Origin of the sequence: Knoellia sp. p5-6-4, from assembly GCF_029222705.1 — a bacterium.
Lineage (GTDB): Bacteria > Actinomycetota > Actinomycetes > Actinomycetales > Dermatophilaceae > Pedococcus_A.
This window is the reverse complement of record NZ_JARGZF010000001.1, coordinates 884,494-899,067: the sequence shown is the minus strand read 5'-3', so window position 1 is coordinate 899,067 and position 14,574 is coordinate 884,494. Positions and strand designations below refer to the sequence as shown.

12 protein-coding genes are annotated in these 14,574 nt (G+C 70.5%); 9 read left to right on the top strand and 3 right to left on the bottom strand.

Translation table 11 applies throughout. The features are described from left to right. Positions 1-14: 14 nt before the first annotated feature. Positions 15-1,730, bottom strand: coding sequence for a GAF domain-containing sensor histidine kinase (locus tag P2F65_RS04280; protein ID WP_275804499.1), 1,716 nt, complete (start codon positions 1,728-1,730; stop codon positions 15-17). An 86-nt stretch (positions 1,731-1,816) separates the two neighbouring features. Continuing rightward, positions 1,817-2,233: a pyridoxamine 5'-phosphate oxidase family protein gene (locus tag P2F65_RS04275; protein ID WP_275804497.1), complete on the bottom strand. Its 417-nt coding sequence runs from the start codon at positions 2,231-2,233 to the stop codon at positions 1,817-1,819. 113 nt (positions 2,234-2,346) lie between these two features. Here P2F65_RS04275 and P2F65_RS04270 point away from each other — a divergent pair, with 113 nt between their 5' ends. From P2F65_RS04270 to P2F65_RS04250, 5 genes are all read left to right on the top strand, one after another. Continuing rightward, a complete protein-coding gene (locus P2F65_RS04270; protein WP_275804495.1) occupies positions 2,347-3,036 on the top strand; it encodes a response regulator transcription factor in 690 nt (229 codons plus the stop codon). A 268-nt stretch (positions 3,037-3,304) separates the two neighbouring features. After that, positions 3,305-4,648, top strand: coding sequence for a lytic transglycosylase domain-containing protein (locus P2F65_RS04265; RefSeq protein WP_275804493.1), 1,344 nt, complete (start codon positions 3,305-3,307; stop codon positions 4,646-4,648). 192 nt (positions 4,649-4,840) lie between these two features. Next, positions 4,841-6,262, top strand: coding sequence for an NAD(P)/FAD-dependent oxidoreductase (locus P2F65_RS04260; RefSeq protein WP_275804491.1), 1,422 nt, complete (start codon positions 4,841-4,843; stop codon positions 6,260-6,262). 158 nt (positions 6,263-6,420) lie between these two features. Continuing rightward, positions 6,421-7,704 (top strand): pitrilysin family protein, encoded by a 1,284-nt coding sequence (locus P2F65_RS04255; RefSeq protein ID WP_275804490.1) that lies wholly within the window; start codon positions 6,421-6,423, stop codon positions 7,702-7,704. Further along, the gene (locus P2F65_RS04250; RefSeq protein WP_275804488.1) at positions 7,701-9,050 is read left to right on the top strand and encodes a pitrilysin family protein; all 1,350 of its coding nucleotides are present in this window, start codon (positions 7,701-7,703) and stop codon (positions 9,048-9,050) included. Before P2F65_RS04255 ends, P2F65_RS04250 begins: the two co-directional genes overlap by 4 nt. Before the next feature lie 41 nt (positions 9,051-9,091). On the opposite strand, the gene hisN is transcribed toward P2F65_RS04250, so the two are convergent. Next, positions 9,092-9,877: a histidinol-phosphatase gene (gene hisN / locus P2F65_RS04245; protein ID WP_275804486.1), complete on the bottom strand. Its 786-nt coding sequence runs from the start codon at positions 9,875-9,877 to the stop codon at positions 9,092-9,094. Positions 9,878-10,045: 168 nt separating this feature from the next. On the opposite strand from hisN, the gene P2F65_RS04240 reads away from it, so the two are divergent. From P2F65_RS04240 to P2F65_RS04225, 4 genes are all read left to right on the top strand, one after another. After that, positions 10,046-10,501: a DUF2231 domain-containing protein gene (locus P2F65_RS04240; protein WP_275804484.1), complete on the top strand. Its 456-nt coding sequence runs from the start codon at positions 10,046-10,048 to the stop codon at positions 10,499-10,501. 234 nt (positions 10,502-10,735) lie between these two features. Beyond that, positions 10,736-12,385, top strand: coding sequence for an ABC transporter substrate-binding protein (locus P2F65_RS04235; protein ID WP_275804482.1), 1,650 nt, complete (start codon positions 10,736-10,738; stop codon positions 12,383-12,385). 320 nt (positions 12,386-12,705) lie between these two features. Then, positions 12,706-13,632 (top strand): ABC transporter permease, encoded by a 927-nt coding sequence (locus P2F65_RS04230; RefSeq protein ID WP_275804480.1) that lies wholly within the window; start codon positions 12,706-12,708, stop codon positions 13,630-13,632. Further along, positions 13,625-14,554 (top strand): ABC transporter permease, encoded by a 930-nt coding sequence (locus tag P2F65_RS04225; RefSeq protein WP_275804478.1) that lies wholly within the window; start codon positions 13,625-13,627, stop codon positions 14,552-14,554. The genes P2F65_RS04230 and P2F65_RS04225 overlap by 8 nt, the downstream gene beginning before the upstream one ends. The last annotated feature ends 20 nt before the right edge of the window (positions 14,555-14,574 follow it).

Sequence of the window (14,574 nt, the reverse complement as noted above, 5' to 3'; positions counted from 1 at the left end):
GGGATAGCGACCGGTCAGTCGCGGGCGGTCGAGGTCAGCGGCACCCACCACACGACCTCGGTGCCACCACCTGGCCCCGGCGAGATCGTCAGGCTGCCGCCGTGGGCCTCGGCCCGGGCCTGCAGGTTGGACAGGCCGCTGCGGCGCGACAGGCTGGCCGGCATGCCGGTGCCGTTGTCGGTGACCGAGGCCTCGAGGGCGCTGCCCACCCGCACCTCCACCTGCACGGCGGTGGCGTCGGCGTGCTTGGCGGCGTTGGTCAGCGACTCGCGCAGCACGGCGATGAGGTCGGCGCCCACCTCGTCGGGCACCGCGCTGAGGGGGCCGTCGGTGCGCAGCGAGGGGGCGAAGCCGAGTGCGTCCTCGGCGTGCTCGAGCACCTCGTCGATCTCCGAGCGCAGGCCGCCGGCGCCGGCCGGTCCGGCGTGCAGCTGGTAGATCGTGCGCCGCACGTCCTTGATCGTCTCGTCGAGGTCGTCGACCACCCGCTCGAGCCGGGTGGCCACCGTGGGCTTCACGACGTCGCGGGCGGCGCCCTGCACCGACAGGCCGACGGCGAAGAGGCGCTGGATCACCAGGTCGTGCAGGTCGCGAGCGATGCGGTCGCGGTCCTCGAGCACGGCGATGCGCTCGCGGTCGGCCTGGGCCTCGGCGACGGCCATCGCGAGGGCCACCCGCTCCCCGAAGGTGGTCGCCTGCAGCAGGTCGATCGGGACGGAGGGGTTGACGTCCGGCCAGAGGAACAGCACCACGCCCTGCAGCCGCTCGCCGGCCCACATCGGCGCGCCGGCGGCCGACTGCGGCGTCTTGCAGCCGAGCAGGTCGGCCACCTCCTGCGGCTCCACCAGCGCGGCCGACCCCGCGGCGACCAGCTCCACGATCCCCGCGGGCACGACGCTCGCCGGCGTCTCGGTGACCTCGAGCAGGCCCCGCTGCGCCACGGCATACAGGCTCCCGGCAGGGTCGAGCTCGGGCTCGGCCGGGCGCAGCATGACGACCACCGGCGCACCCGAGGCGGCGTGCGCCGACGACACCACCTGGTCGTAGCCCGTGCGCACCTGCGAGTCGCTGGTCAGCGTGCGGGTGCACTCGGCGGCGGCTCGCAGCCAGGCCTCGCGGTTGCGGCTCTGCTCGTAGAGGCGGGCGTTCTCGACGGCGACACCGGCGGCCGCGGCCAGCGCCGTCACGACCTCCTCGTCGGCGGCGGAGAAGTCCTCGCCGCTCTCCTTGTCGGAGAGGTAGAGGTTGCCGAAGACCTCGTCGCGCACGAGCAGCGGCACGCCGAGGAAGCTGTGCATCGGCGGGTGGTTCGCGGGAAAGCCCACCGACTTGGGGTGCTCGGAGATCTCGTGCAGGCGCAGGGCCTTCGGCTCCTTGATGAGCAGGCCGAGCACGCCGTGGCCGTGGGGGATGTCGCCGATGGCGGCGCGGGTCTCGTCGTCGAGGCCGTGGGTGATGAACTGCACGAGCTCGTCACGCTCCGGCCCAAGCACGCCGAGGGCTCCGTAGCGCGCGCCGACGAGCGAGCAGGCGGTGGTGATGATCCGCTGGAGCACCGCGGCGAGGTCGAGCTCGCTCGAGACGGCGACGACAGCGCCGAGGAGGCCGCTCAGGCGCTCGTGTGCCTCGCGCACGGCACCGGCGCGCTCACGGAGCTCGCCGAGGAGGTCGTCGAGGTCGATTCCGGACAGCGACGGGACGAACTCGTGCCTGCCCTGCTGCCGCTCCATGCCCCAAGTCTAGGAGGGGCGGGACCGGCCGTCCGGCACTCGCCGCAGGTCGGCGCGGTGGCCCGCGCCACCGGCCCGGCAAGGGGCTAGGAGGCCGCGACCTCCTCCTTGAGGATCCGCCGGCCGGAGAGGATGCCGGGGGTGATGCGCACGAAGTGACGGCGCTCGCCGCCGGCCCACGGCGCCAGGGGCAGCTGTTCGGCGCGCAGCACGGCACTGACGGCGGTGACCTCGCGCAGCGTGCCCGTGATCAGCACCGACCAGCCCGTCATCGTGCTCTCGTCGAGGTTGTCGACCTCGAACGCGACGACCGCGCCGCCCGCCCGGGCGGCCCGCAGGATCGCGCCGTCGGTCGTGCGGATCAGGATGGACCCGCCGTCGAGGGCGTAGTTGACGGGCAGGATGACAGGGAGCGCATCACGGGTCACGGCAATCCGGCCCACACTTGCCGTCGACAGCAGGTGCAGGCACTCCTCGGTGCTCAGGGCCTGGATTCGTTCCACGCGTCCGAGTATCAGTGGGCTGCAGCGGGCCGGGGGAGGGCCAATGGTCCCTTTGCGCCCGATCCGGCGAGGCGCCTGTGCACCAGCGCGGCGCTGGGGCGAGAATGTCCGGCATGGAGAACCAGCCCACCGCGGCACCGCCGGCTGAGCCGGCACCCGACCGCAAGGTCCGCGTCTACCTGCTCGACGACCACGAGATCGTGCGGCGCGGGCTGCGCGAGCTGCTCGAGAACGACGGGCGCATCGAGGTCGTCGGCGAGTCCGGACTGGCCGAGGAGGCCACCCGTCGCATCCCCGCGCTGCGCCCCGACGTGGCCGTGCTCGACGGCCGGCTGCCCGACGGCAGCGGCATCGACGTGTGCCGCGACGTGCGTTCGGTCGACCCCTCCATCGCCTGCCTCATCCTCACCTCCTACGACGACGACGAGGCGCTCTTCCACGCGATCATGGCCGGCGCGGCGGGATACGTGCTGAAGCAGATCCGGGGCAACGAGCTCATCGACGCCATCCTGCGGGTCGCCCAGGGCCAGTCGCTGCTCGACCCGCAGGTCACCGCGCGGGTGCTCGAGCGCCTGCGCGGCGGCCACGAGGAGGACTCGGCCCTCTCCGGCCTCACCGAGCAGGAGCGCCGGGTGCTCATGCACATCGCCGACGGACTGACCAACCGGCAGATCGGCAAGGAGATGTTCCTGGCCGAGAAGACGGTGAAGAACTACGTCTCGAGCATCCTCGCCAAGCTCGGCATGGAGCGCCGCACGCAGGCTGCGGTGTTCGCCTCCCGGCTGCGCGAGAAGGAGTCGTAGCCGAACCGGTCAGCCCGTAGCGCGAAGTCCAGCTCTCGCGCCTCACCACCGCGTGAGGCGCGAGAGCTGGGACTTCGCCTTTCAGGGCAGGGCCCCCGAGGCAGTCCCAGCATTCATGGCCGGCCGCCTCGGACAGATGGCGTAGCCCCTGCGACGCCTCGCCTAGCCCTCCGCGGGTGATGTTTGGCCCTTCCTGACCATTTCGCCCACCGGGGGTGGTCTTCGTCGAGGCGGCCGGGTCACGATGGCCGGGGAAGGGGGACCTGTCTTGCATCTTCGGCTGACGGCAGTGATGCTCGCCGGGCTCGTGGCGTTTGCCGGAAGCGGGCCGCGCGCGGCGCCGGAGCTCCGCACGGCCCCGAGCACGCCCTACTCCCTTCCGTCCTACGACCGGTTCGACGACCTCGGGCCGACCGCTCCGCCGCCGTCCACCACGCCGACGCGGGTGGAGCGGGTCACGCTCTCGACGCGCCCCATCCCGCGCCCCGCCACGAGGTCCGCCCACCCGGTCACGGAGAGCGACCTCGACCGCTCCGGCGCCCTGGTGGCGGCCTACCGCTCCGCCGCCGCGGCCGCCCCCGCCTCGTGCAGCCTGCCGGTCGCCCTGCTCGCGGCGATCGGGCAGGTCGAGTCCGGCTCGGCGGGTGGGCGCCAGATCGGCAGCGACCACCGCGTCCGACCGGGCATCTACGGTCCCCTCCTCGACGGCGGCCCGTTCGCCGTCATCCGCGACAGCGACGGCGGCCACTACGACGGCCACAGCGAGTGGGACCGTGCGGTGGGGCCGATGCAGTTCATCCCGAGCACCTGGGCCTGGGCCGGCGTCGACGGCGACGGCGACGGCGATGCCGACCCGCAGAACGTCTACGACGCCGCCCACTCCGCAGCGGGCTACCTCTGCCGTTACGGCCGCGACCTGTCCAAGGCCGACGACCTCCACGCCGCGATCTGGTCCTACAACCAGTCGATCGACTACGTCGTCGCGGTGGTGGAGTGGCAGGAGTACTTCGAGGCCGAGGGCCTCGAGGCGGTCGGCGCCGTCGGCTTCCGGGTCGCCTCGGGCGGCCGGGCCAGCCTGCTGCCCGCCCTCGAGAGGGGCGTCGCGGCCACCTCGGCGCCCACCACCGCGTCCGCAGAGCCGTCGACCGCGACGACCGCCGTCCCGCAGCCGGTGACCACGACGCCCAGCGCGACCGCCACGAGCACCACCGAAGCACCCACCACCACGCCCACCGGGTCGACGTCGGCCACGCCGGCCTGCACCACGGACGACGCCGCCGACCCGACGGCCACCGACACCGAGACCGACACGGAGACCGACACGGAGACCGAGACGGACACCGAGACGGAGGCGAGCACGGAGACCGGGAGGGAGGCACCGCAGCCGACGACCACGGCGCCACCAGCCACCACCACGCCGCGCACCACCACCTCGCTCACCCCGGCGACGAGCACGACGACGAGCGAGACCTCGCCGGACGAGCCCACCGAGTCGGGCTGCCCGACCACCAGGCGCCCGAGGACGACCACGACGACGGTCACCGTGACCGTCACGACGACCGTGACGACGACCACGACCGCCACCGAGGGCGCCACCACGTCGACGCGGTGACGTCCACGCTGTGAGAACGCCGGCCGCCCCCCACCCCCGGCGACGTGACGCGCGTCGCACCGCGCGCACGCGCGGGCGGACACGGCATACGGGCTGCCCTAGCGTTGTTGACGCGAGTGCACCCATGGCGTCAGCGAGGACGGCACCCCTGGTGGGGTGGCCGTCCTTTCGCGTGAAGAGGAGAGTGACCGTATGCCGTCGCAGGAGTCATCAGCCACCCCGCGCCACCGGGTGGTCGTCATCGGGTCCGGTTTCGGGGGCCTGTTCGGGACGCAGGCGCTGAAGCGGGCCGACGTCGACATCACGCTGGTCGCCAAGACCACCCACCACCTGTTCCAGCCGCTGCTCTACCAGGTGGCCACCGGCATCCTGTCCGAGGGCGAGATCGCGCCGGCCACCCGTGAGGTGCTCGCCCGGCAGAGGAACGCCCGGGTCATCCTCGGCACCGTCACCCACATCGACCTCGAGGCGAAGACGGTCACCTCGCGGGTGCTCGACCGAGACACCGTGACCCCCTACGACACCCTCCTCGTCGCAGCCGGCGCGGGGCAGTCCTACTTCGGCAACGACCACTTCGCTCGCTACGCCCCCGGCATGAAGAGCATCGACGACGCCCTCGAGCTGCGCGGCCGCATCTTCGGCGCCTTCGAGACCGCCGAGCTGGCCAGCACCCCCAAGGAGATCGAGCGGCTGATGACCTTCGTCGTCGTCGGCGCCGGGCCGACCGGTGTCGAGATGGCGGGGCAGATCGCCGAGCTGGCGCACCGCACCCTCAAGCGCGACTTCCGCCGGATCGACCCCAGCCGGGCGCGGATCGTCCTGCTCGACGCCGCACCCCAGGTGCTGTCGGCGTTCGGCGAGGACCTCGGCGCCAAGGCCACCCGCAAGCTCCAGCAGCTCGGGGTCGAGGTCCAGCTCGGCGCCAAGGTCGTCGGCGTCGACTCGACCGGCATCGAGGTGGAGGACGGCAGCGGCCAGCGCCGCCGCATCGAGTCGGTCACCAAGGTGTGGGCCGCCGGCGTGCAGGCCTCCGAGCTCGGGGCGATGCTGGCCGAGCAGTCCGGGGCCGAGGTCGACCGGGCCGGGCGCGTGAAGGTCAACGACGACCTGACGCTGCCGGGCCACCCCGAGGTGTTCGTGGTGGGCGACATGGCCGCGCTCAAGGGCTACCCGGGCGTGGCCCAGGTGGCGATCCAGGGCGCCCGGTATGCCGCCGAGCAGGTCAAGCGCCGGCTCGCCGGCCAGCCGCCCAAGGGCCCGTTCGAGTACAAGGACAAGGGCTCCATGGCGACCATCTCGCGGTTCAGCGCCGTGGCGAGCATCGGCAAGCTCCGCTTCGGCGGCTTCGTCGCCTGGCTGCTCTGGCTGGCCGTCCACCTGGTCTACATCATCGGGTTCAAGCACCGCCTGACCACGCTGCTGCACTGGGCCGTCAGCTTCCTCGGGCGCGGCCGCGCCGAGCGCACGGTCACCGAGCAGCAGGTCTTCGCCCGCAACGCGATCGCCGACCTCGGCGAGGATTACTCCCCGTCGCTGCCCAGGGTGCCCGGGGACAGGAAGCCCGAGCACCTGTCGGTGGCCGAGGCCCGCGAGCGCGCCTACCGCTCCTCCTGACCCCCGCCTCCCCCCACCACCCCACCCCCTGCAGCAACTTCTGCTAGCAGCGGTTGCTGCCGTCAGGGCAGGTTGCTGCATGCCTCTGCGGCAGCAGCCTTTGCTGAGTGCGCCGCGGTGGTGGCGTCTGGGGCGCACGTGTCACCTAGGGTGTCGCCATGGCGCTGGACTACCCGATCCACGAGAAGACCCTGGCCAACGGCCTCAGGGTGGTCGTCTCACCCGACACGAGCGTGCCCAACGTGACCGTCAACCTCTGGGTCAACGTGGGGTCGCGGCACGAGGCGCCGGGCCGCACCGGGTTCGCGCACCTCTTCGAGCACCTGATGTTCCAGGGGTCGCGCAACGTCGCCAGCGGCGAGCACTTCACCCGGCTCATGGCCGAGGGCGGCCGGCTCAACGCGACGACCTGGTTCGACCGCACCAACTACTTCGAGACGGTCCCCAAGGGCGCCTTCGAGCTCGCCCTCTGGATGGAGGCCGACCGGCACGGCTACCTGCTCGACGCCGTCAACCAGGCCAACCTCGACAACCAGCGCGACGTGGTCAAGGAGGAGAAGCGGCAGCGCTACGACAACGTGCCCTACGGCAACGCGCTGATCGACACCTACGCCACGGTCTTCCCGCCCGAGCACCCCTACCACCACCCGACGATCGGGTCGATGGAGGACCTCGACGCCGCCAGCCTCGAGGACGTGCACGCCTTCTTCCGCCGCTACTACGGCCCCAACAACACGGTGCTGACCCTGGTCGGCGACCTGACGCCGGAGGAGGGCTTCGCGGCCGCCGAGAAGTACTTCGGCGGGCTGCCGGCCTCGGCCGAGCCGCAGCGGGGCAACCACGACCAGCTCGGCCCCATCACCGAGCCGGTGCGGTTCGAGCGGCGTGACGAGGTGCCCAACGACCGGCTGCACATGGCCTTCCGCCTGCCGGTCGACAACACCGAGGAGTTCTTCGCCGCCTCGCTGGCCCTCGACGTCATCGGCGGGCTGACCACATCGAGGCTGGTGCAGCGCCTCGTGCGCCGCGAGCAGGTGGCCAACGCGGTGCAGGCCCACAGCATGGGGTTCGTCGACGGGGTCTCGCTCGGCTTCATCGTGCTCGACATCGCCGACGGCCAGGACCCCGACACCGTGGAGGCCCGGGCGCTCGAGGAGCTCGAGCGGTTCGCGCAGGAGGGGCCCACCGAGGTCGAGATGGAGTCGGCGCTGGCCCAGGCCGAGCGCTCGTGGCTGCACGCCCTCGCCAGCCAGGAGGAGCGGGCCGACGCGATCAGCCAGCACACCCTGCTGCACGACGACCCGCAGTTCATCAACACCTACCTCGACCGGCTGACCGCCGTCACCGCCGAGCAGGTCCAGGCGATGGCCCAGACGTGGCTGCGCCCCCACAACCGAGCCGTCGTGGCGCACCTCGTCGCCGTGGAGGAGGAGGCCGCGTGAGCGCCCGACCCGAGGTCGTCCCGCCCCAGCCGTGGGCATTCCCCGAGCCGCAGCGGCACACCCTGTCCAACGGCATCTCGCTGCTGGCCTACGACATACCAGGCCAGTACGTCGTCTCGGTGCGCACGGTGCTGCCGCTGCCGCTCACCGTCGAGCCGCGCGAGCGCGAGGGCGTCGCGGCGCTCACCGCGCGGCTGCTCGACGAGGGGACGAAGCGGCACACCTCCGAGGAGTTCGCCCAGCTGCTCGAGCGCAAGGGAATCGCCCTGGGCGCCGGGATGAGCGACAGCGGCCTCAGCGTCGACCTCGACGTGCCCAAGCGGCGGCTCGGCGAGGCGCTCGACCTGCTCCAGCAGGCGCTGGGCGAGCCGGTCTTCCCCGAGGCCGAGGTGAGCCGGCACGTCAAGACGCGTCTGGCCGAGATCGAGCAGGAGCGGGCGATGGCCCCGCACCGGGCCGCCCGCGAGTTCATCGCCACCTTCTTCGACAGCGGTGAGCGCGCCTCCCGGCCGGGCGCCGGCAGCCACGAGACGGTCGCGTCGCTGACCCGCGACGACTTCGTCGACTTCCACCGCCGGTTCATCGGGCCGCAGGGGCTGACCGTCGTGGTCGCCGGCGACCTGTCGGACCTCGACGTCGCGGCCCTGGCAGACGAGTCGCTGGGGCAGTGGCGCACCGACGGCCAGGAGGTCGCGGCGCCGAGCGCCGAGCCGCCGGCCCGCGCGACCGACGCCGCACGCATCGTGCTCGTCGACCGCCCCGGCTCGGTGCAGAGCGAGCTCTCGGTGGGCTGCGCGGGCCCGGACCGCCGCGCGGAAGGCGGCTGGGCGGCATACCCCGTCCTGGCCTTCGTCGTGGGCGGCTCCCCGAACGCGCGCGTCGACGCGGTGCTGCGCGAGGAGAAGGGCTTCACCTACGGCATCCGCTCCAGCTTCCGGCCCCGGCGCCGCGGCGGGCTCTTCCTCACCAACGGCTCGGTGCGCGCCGACTCGACCGTGGAGTCGGTGAAGCTGCTGCTCGAGATCCTGGAGTCGGGCCGAGAGGGCTTCAACGAGGCCGAGGTCCGCGCGGGCATCGACTTCATCAGCAAGACCGCACCGGGTCGCTACGCCACCGCCGACGCCGTGGCCGACGAGGCCGCGACGATGGCGCTCGACGGCCTGACCACGCAGTTCACCACCGACAACCTGCTCGCCATGCAGGCGCTCGACGGCGATGCGCTCGTCGAGGCCTACCGCCGCTGGGTCGACGGGCAGTGGACCGTGGTGGTGGTGGGCGACGCCGGCCTGTATGCCGACCAGCTGAAGGAACTGGGCAGGGGAGAGGTCACGGTCGTCCCCAACTGAGGGAAAACACCGGCGTTTTCACCTCGAACCGGCAGAACCGGCTACGCGGTGCCGATGCGCGCCAGCACCTCGTCGTGGAGCAGGCCGTTGGTGGCCACGGCGTTGCCGCCCCACGGGCCCGGCTTGCCGGCGAGCGAGGTGAAGCGGCCGCCGGCCTCGGTGACGATCGGCACCAGTGCGGCCATGTCGTAGACCGCGAGCTCGGGCTCTGCGGCGATGTCGACCGCGCCCTCGGCGACGAGCATGTAGGACCAGAAGTCGCCGTAGGCCCGGGTGCGCCAGCAGTCGTCGGTCAGCGCCAGGAACTCCTCGTGCCGGCCGACGTCGCGCCAGCCCTTGAGGCTCGAGTAGGACAGCGAGGCGTCCTCGACGCGCGAGACCTTCGAGACGTGCACGCGCTTGGCGGCGGCGAGGCTGCGGCCCGACCAGGCGCCCGACCCGTTCGCGGCCCACCAGCGGCGGCCGAGCGCCGGGGCCGCGACCAGGCCGAGCACCGGCATCTCGTTGTCCACCAACGAGATCAGCGTCGCCCACACCGGCAGCCCGCGCACGAAGTTGTGGGTGCCGTCGATGGGGTCGATGACCCAGCGGCGGGGTCCGTGACCGGTGGTCTCGAACTCCTCGCCCTCGACGGCGTCGCGTGGACGGGTGCGCTTGAGCTGCATCCGGACGAGCTCCTCCGCAGCCTTGTCGGCGTCGCTGACGAGCGTGAGGTCGGGCTTGGACTCGACCGTCAGGTCCTCGGCACGGAAGCGCGACATGGTGATCCGCTCCACCGCGTCGGCCAGCACGTGCGCCAGGCGGAGGTCATCGTCATAGGTGGCCACGCTGCCAAACTAGCCCGTCCCGGGGCGGGGGTGGTGCACCTGCCCCGACACGCGGGCGTATGCCGGGTGGCCGGCTCCCAGCGAACTCACAGGTGTCGGGCGTGGCCGCCGGCGCTCCGTGCGGGCTAGCGTCTGCGCAGGGAACCACCGAGAGGGAAGGCGGCCGCGGTGTTCGACACGGTCTTCGGTCTGCCGGTGCACGCGCTCGTCGTGCACGGTGTCGTGGTGCTGCTGCCGTTGATGACGGTGGTGACGACGGTGTGGGCGTTCCTGCCGCGGGTGAGCCGGGTCGTCGGCTGGGCCGTGGTCGTCGCCAACGCGGGGACGGCAGCCCTGACCTTCGTGGCCAAGGAGAGCGGCCAGGCGCTGCAGCAGCGGATGGGCGGGCAGGTCGCGCAGGAGCACGCGGAGGTCGCCGACGTCCTGCCCTTCTTCGCCCTGGCCCTGCTCTTCGCGTCCGTGCTCGTGCAGGCCCTGCGCACGCGGGACGTCGCGGTGCCGGAGCGGCTTCCTGCGGTGCTGACCCTGGTCGTCGCGGCCGCGGCGCTCTACTGGGCGGTCCGCACCGGTCATTCCGGCAGCGAGGCTGTCTGGAGCGGCATCGTGCAGCAGACCGGGGGCTAGCCCACTCTTTTTGCGCACGTCGCGACGCCACGGCGCAGGTTCGGCAGCGATTGGCCAACAAGTCGGTCACGTTTCGATTTCGGCTTCGTCGGGGTTGTCGCATTTGGGCTGCGTCTGCTCTTTCATGGGGTCCACACAACGACGCCTTGAGCGTTACAGGGCTGCGCTCCACCCGGTGCGCGTCCGGACCCACCGTTCGACCTGAACGGGCTGACCTTACGTAGGAGGACATCCATGCGAGGAACTACTCGCACGGTGGCCACGTTCGCTGGCATCTCTGCCGCCGCGCTGCTTGCCGCAGCGTGTGGCGGTGGCGAGTCGGGCGAAGCGGCCAACACCGGTGCTGCCGGTAGCAAGACCGGCGGAGCCATCACGGTCCGGGGCTGCAACCCCGAGAACCCGCTGGTTCCCACCAACACCACCGAGACCTGTGGTGGCAACGTCCTGGACGCCTCGACCGCGAAGCTGGTCCACTACAACCCGGAGACCGCTGCTCCCGAGAACGACATCGCGGAGTCGATCACCACCGAGGACAACCAGAACTTCACCGTCAAGCTGGTCAAGGGCTACAAGTTCCACGACGGCACCGAGGTCAAGGCCAAGAACTTCGTGGACGCCTGGAACTACGGCGCCTACGGCCCGAACGCCCAGTCCTCCGGCTACTTCATGGAGCCCATCGAGGGCTTCGGTGACATGCAGTGCTCCGACGAGGAGTGCAAGGCCAAGCCGAAGGCTGACAAGCTCACCGGTCTGAAGGTCGTCGACGACCACACCTTCACCATCAAGACCACCGAGAAGGTCTCCAACCTCCCGGTCCGCCTGGGCTACACCGCCTTCGCCCCGCTCCCGGACGCCTTCTTCAAGGACCCGAAGGCCTACGGCGAGAAGCCGATCGGCGCGGGCCCCTACAAGGTCGACGTCTGGACCAAGAACACCGAGATCAAGCTCTCGAAGTTCGCCGAGTACTCCGGCAAGTTCGGTGGCAAGGTCGACAGCATCAACTTCAAGATCTACCAGGACGCTGACGCCGCCTACAACGACGTCATCGCCAACCAGCTGGACATCACCGACGAGGTCCCGTCCAGCGCGCAGATCGACGACAAGTACAAGACCGACCTGCCTGACCGCAACGCGCAGAAGGCCGTCGGCGTCATCCAGACGATCACCTTCCCGCCGACCAAGGTCGACCCGAACTACGCGGACCCGAAGGTGCGTCAGGCGATCTCCATGGCGATCGACCGCGACACCATCATCAAGCAGATCTTCAACAACACCCGCAAGCCCGCCACCGGCTGGGTCTCCCCGGTCGTGGACGGCTACAAGGCCGACCAGTGTGGCGAGTTCTGCAAGTTCGACCCGGCCAAGGCCAAGGCCAAGCTTGCTGAGGCCGGCGGCTTCAAGGGTGGCAAGATCACGCTGTCCTACAACGCCGACGCTTCCCACAAGGGCTGGACCGAGGCGACCTGCAACTCCATCAAGAGCGCCCTCGGTGTCGACTGTGTCGCCACCCCGGTCGTGGACTTCTCAACCTTCCGCACGCAGATCGGCGAGCGCAAGCTGAAGGGCATGTTCCGCACCGGCTGGCAGATGGACTACCCGTCGATCGAGAACTTCCTGGCTCCGATCTTCAAGACCGGCGCGTCCTCCAACGACGGTGACTACAGCAACCCGGCCTTCGACAAGCTGCTCGTCGAGGCTGCTGCCGCCACCGACCCGGCAGAGGCCAACAAGAAGTACCAGGAGGCCGAGGCTCTCCTCGCCAACGACTTCCCGGCCATCCCGATGTGGTACTCCACCGCCACCATGGGCTGGTCCGACAAGGTCACCGGCGTGAAGATCACGGCCTTCGGCACCATCGACTGGTCGTCCGTCTCCGTCAAGTGAGGCAAACACCTGGACACAGGTGACAGCAGTGAAGTCATCGGCCTGCCAGCTCCAGCAGCTGGCAGGCCGATGGCCTGCTCATCAGCAGGTGGACACACCTGCTCGACGGCAGGTGGACGACCTGCCCAACAGCAGGTGAACGACCTGCTCGGCGGAGGGCTTATCCTGTCCTACGCTGACCCCCGCCAAGCGGACTATGTTGTCTAGGTCGAGATAGTCACGGGGCCCACGGGCACCCGGTCGCTGAAGGCGGATGGTTCCCACGACCACGCACCCGGTCCCACCCCTGCACCGGTGCGTCAGATTTATTAGGAGGTGACGTGGGCAAGTACATCGTGCGGCGACTGCTCCAGATGATCCCCGTGATTCTTGGCGCTACGTTCCTGATTTTCGCCATGGTGTTCGCCCTCCCCGGCGACCCCACGGCAGGCAAGTGCGGTGAGCGTCCGTGCTCCGATGCCTACGTCGCGAAGTTCCGCGAGGAGCACAACCTGAACGACCCGCTGCTCGTGCAGTACGGGAAGTACCTGGGCAAGCTCGCCCAGGGTGACCTGGGCACCAACTTCTACGGCATCCCCGTGAAGGAGGAGCTCTCCAAGCGGTACGTCACGACCGGCAAGCTGGCCCTCATGGCCATCGCGTGGGAGGCCGTCATCGGCATCTTCGCGGGCGTGCTGGCGGGCATCCGCAAGGGCAGGTTCATCGACAACCTCGTCCTGGTGAGCACGCTCTTCGTCATCTCCATCCCCATCTTCGTCATCGGCGCGACGCTGCAGATGTTCCTCGGCGTCCGGCTCGGCCTCTTCCCGGTCACCGTCTCGCCTCAGGCCACGTTCTACGAGCTCCTGCTGCCCTCCCTGGTGCTCGGCTCCGCGTCGGTCGCCTACATCGCCCGCCTGACCCGCACCAACATGGTCGAGAACCTGCGCGCCGACTACGTGCGCACCGCCATTGCCAAGGGCCTCACCAGGCGCCGCGCGGTCGGCCTGCACACGCTGCGCAACTCGCTGATCCCCGTCGTCACCTACCTCGGTGTCGACATCGGCGCCCTCCTCGGCGGCGCCATCGTCACCGAGCGCATCTTCAACATCCAGGGCGTCGGCGGCTACCTCTTCCGCAGCATCGGAGCCCGTGACGGCGTGGCCGTCGTCGGCACGGTGACCGCGCTGGTCGTCGTCTATCTCTTCGCCAACCTGCTCGTCGACCTCCTGTACGGCGTGCTCGACCCGAGGATCAGCCATGACTGAGGCCACCACGATCGCCGTAGGCCAGGAGACCCACGTCGCGGATGCCACCGAGGGCGGCGCACGCTCCCTCACCTCCGACGCCTGGCGCCAGCTGAAGAAGAACCCGATCTTCTGGGTGTCCGTCGTGCTCATCACGCTCTTCGTGGTCATGGCCGCGGTGCCCCAGCTGTTCACCTCCACCGACCCCACCGAGGCGGTCCTGAAGGACGCCCGCATGCGCCCGAACTCCGAGGCGTGGTTCGGCCGCGACATCCAGGGCTACGACATCTACGCGCGCACCATCTACGGCGCCCGCGCCTCGATCCTGGTCGGCGTGTTCACCACGATCGGCACGGTCATCCTCGGCGGTCTCCTGGGCGTCATCGCCGGCTTCTCCAGCGGGTGGGGCGACACGCTGATCTCCCGGATCACGGACGTCTTCCTGGCCGTCCCGCTGCTGCTCGGCGGCATCCTGTTCATGTCGACGTTCCCCAACGACGCCAACTCGGCTTACCTCGTGGTGGTCTTCAAGGTGGTGCTGGCGCTGACGATCCTGGGCTGGCCGGGCCTCACGCGCCTCATGCGATCGAGCGTGCTGCAGGTCAAGCCCAACGACTACGTCCAGGCTGCCCGCGCGCTGGGTGCGAGCCCGATCAGGATCATCCGCTCGCACATCCTCCCCAACGCGATGGCTCCGCTCATCGTCGTGGCGACGATCAACCTCGGTGTCTACATCGCGCTGGAGGCGACCCTGTCGTTCCTCGGCATCGGCCTGACCCCGCCGGCGATCTCGTGGGGCGTCTCCATCTCCGACGCCCTGGTCGCGCTGCGGACCACCCCCCACATCCTGCTGTTCCCGAGCCTCTTCCTGAGCCTCACGGTCCTGGCCTTCATCATGCTCGGCGACGCCGTGCGTGACGCCTTCGACCCGAAGACGCGCTGAGTCCGAGAGTCGGGAGAAAG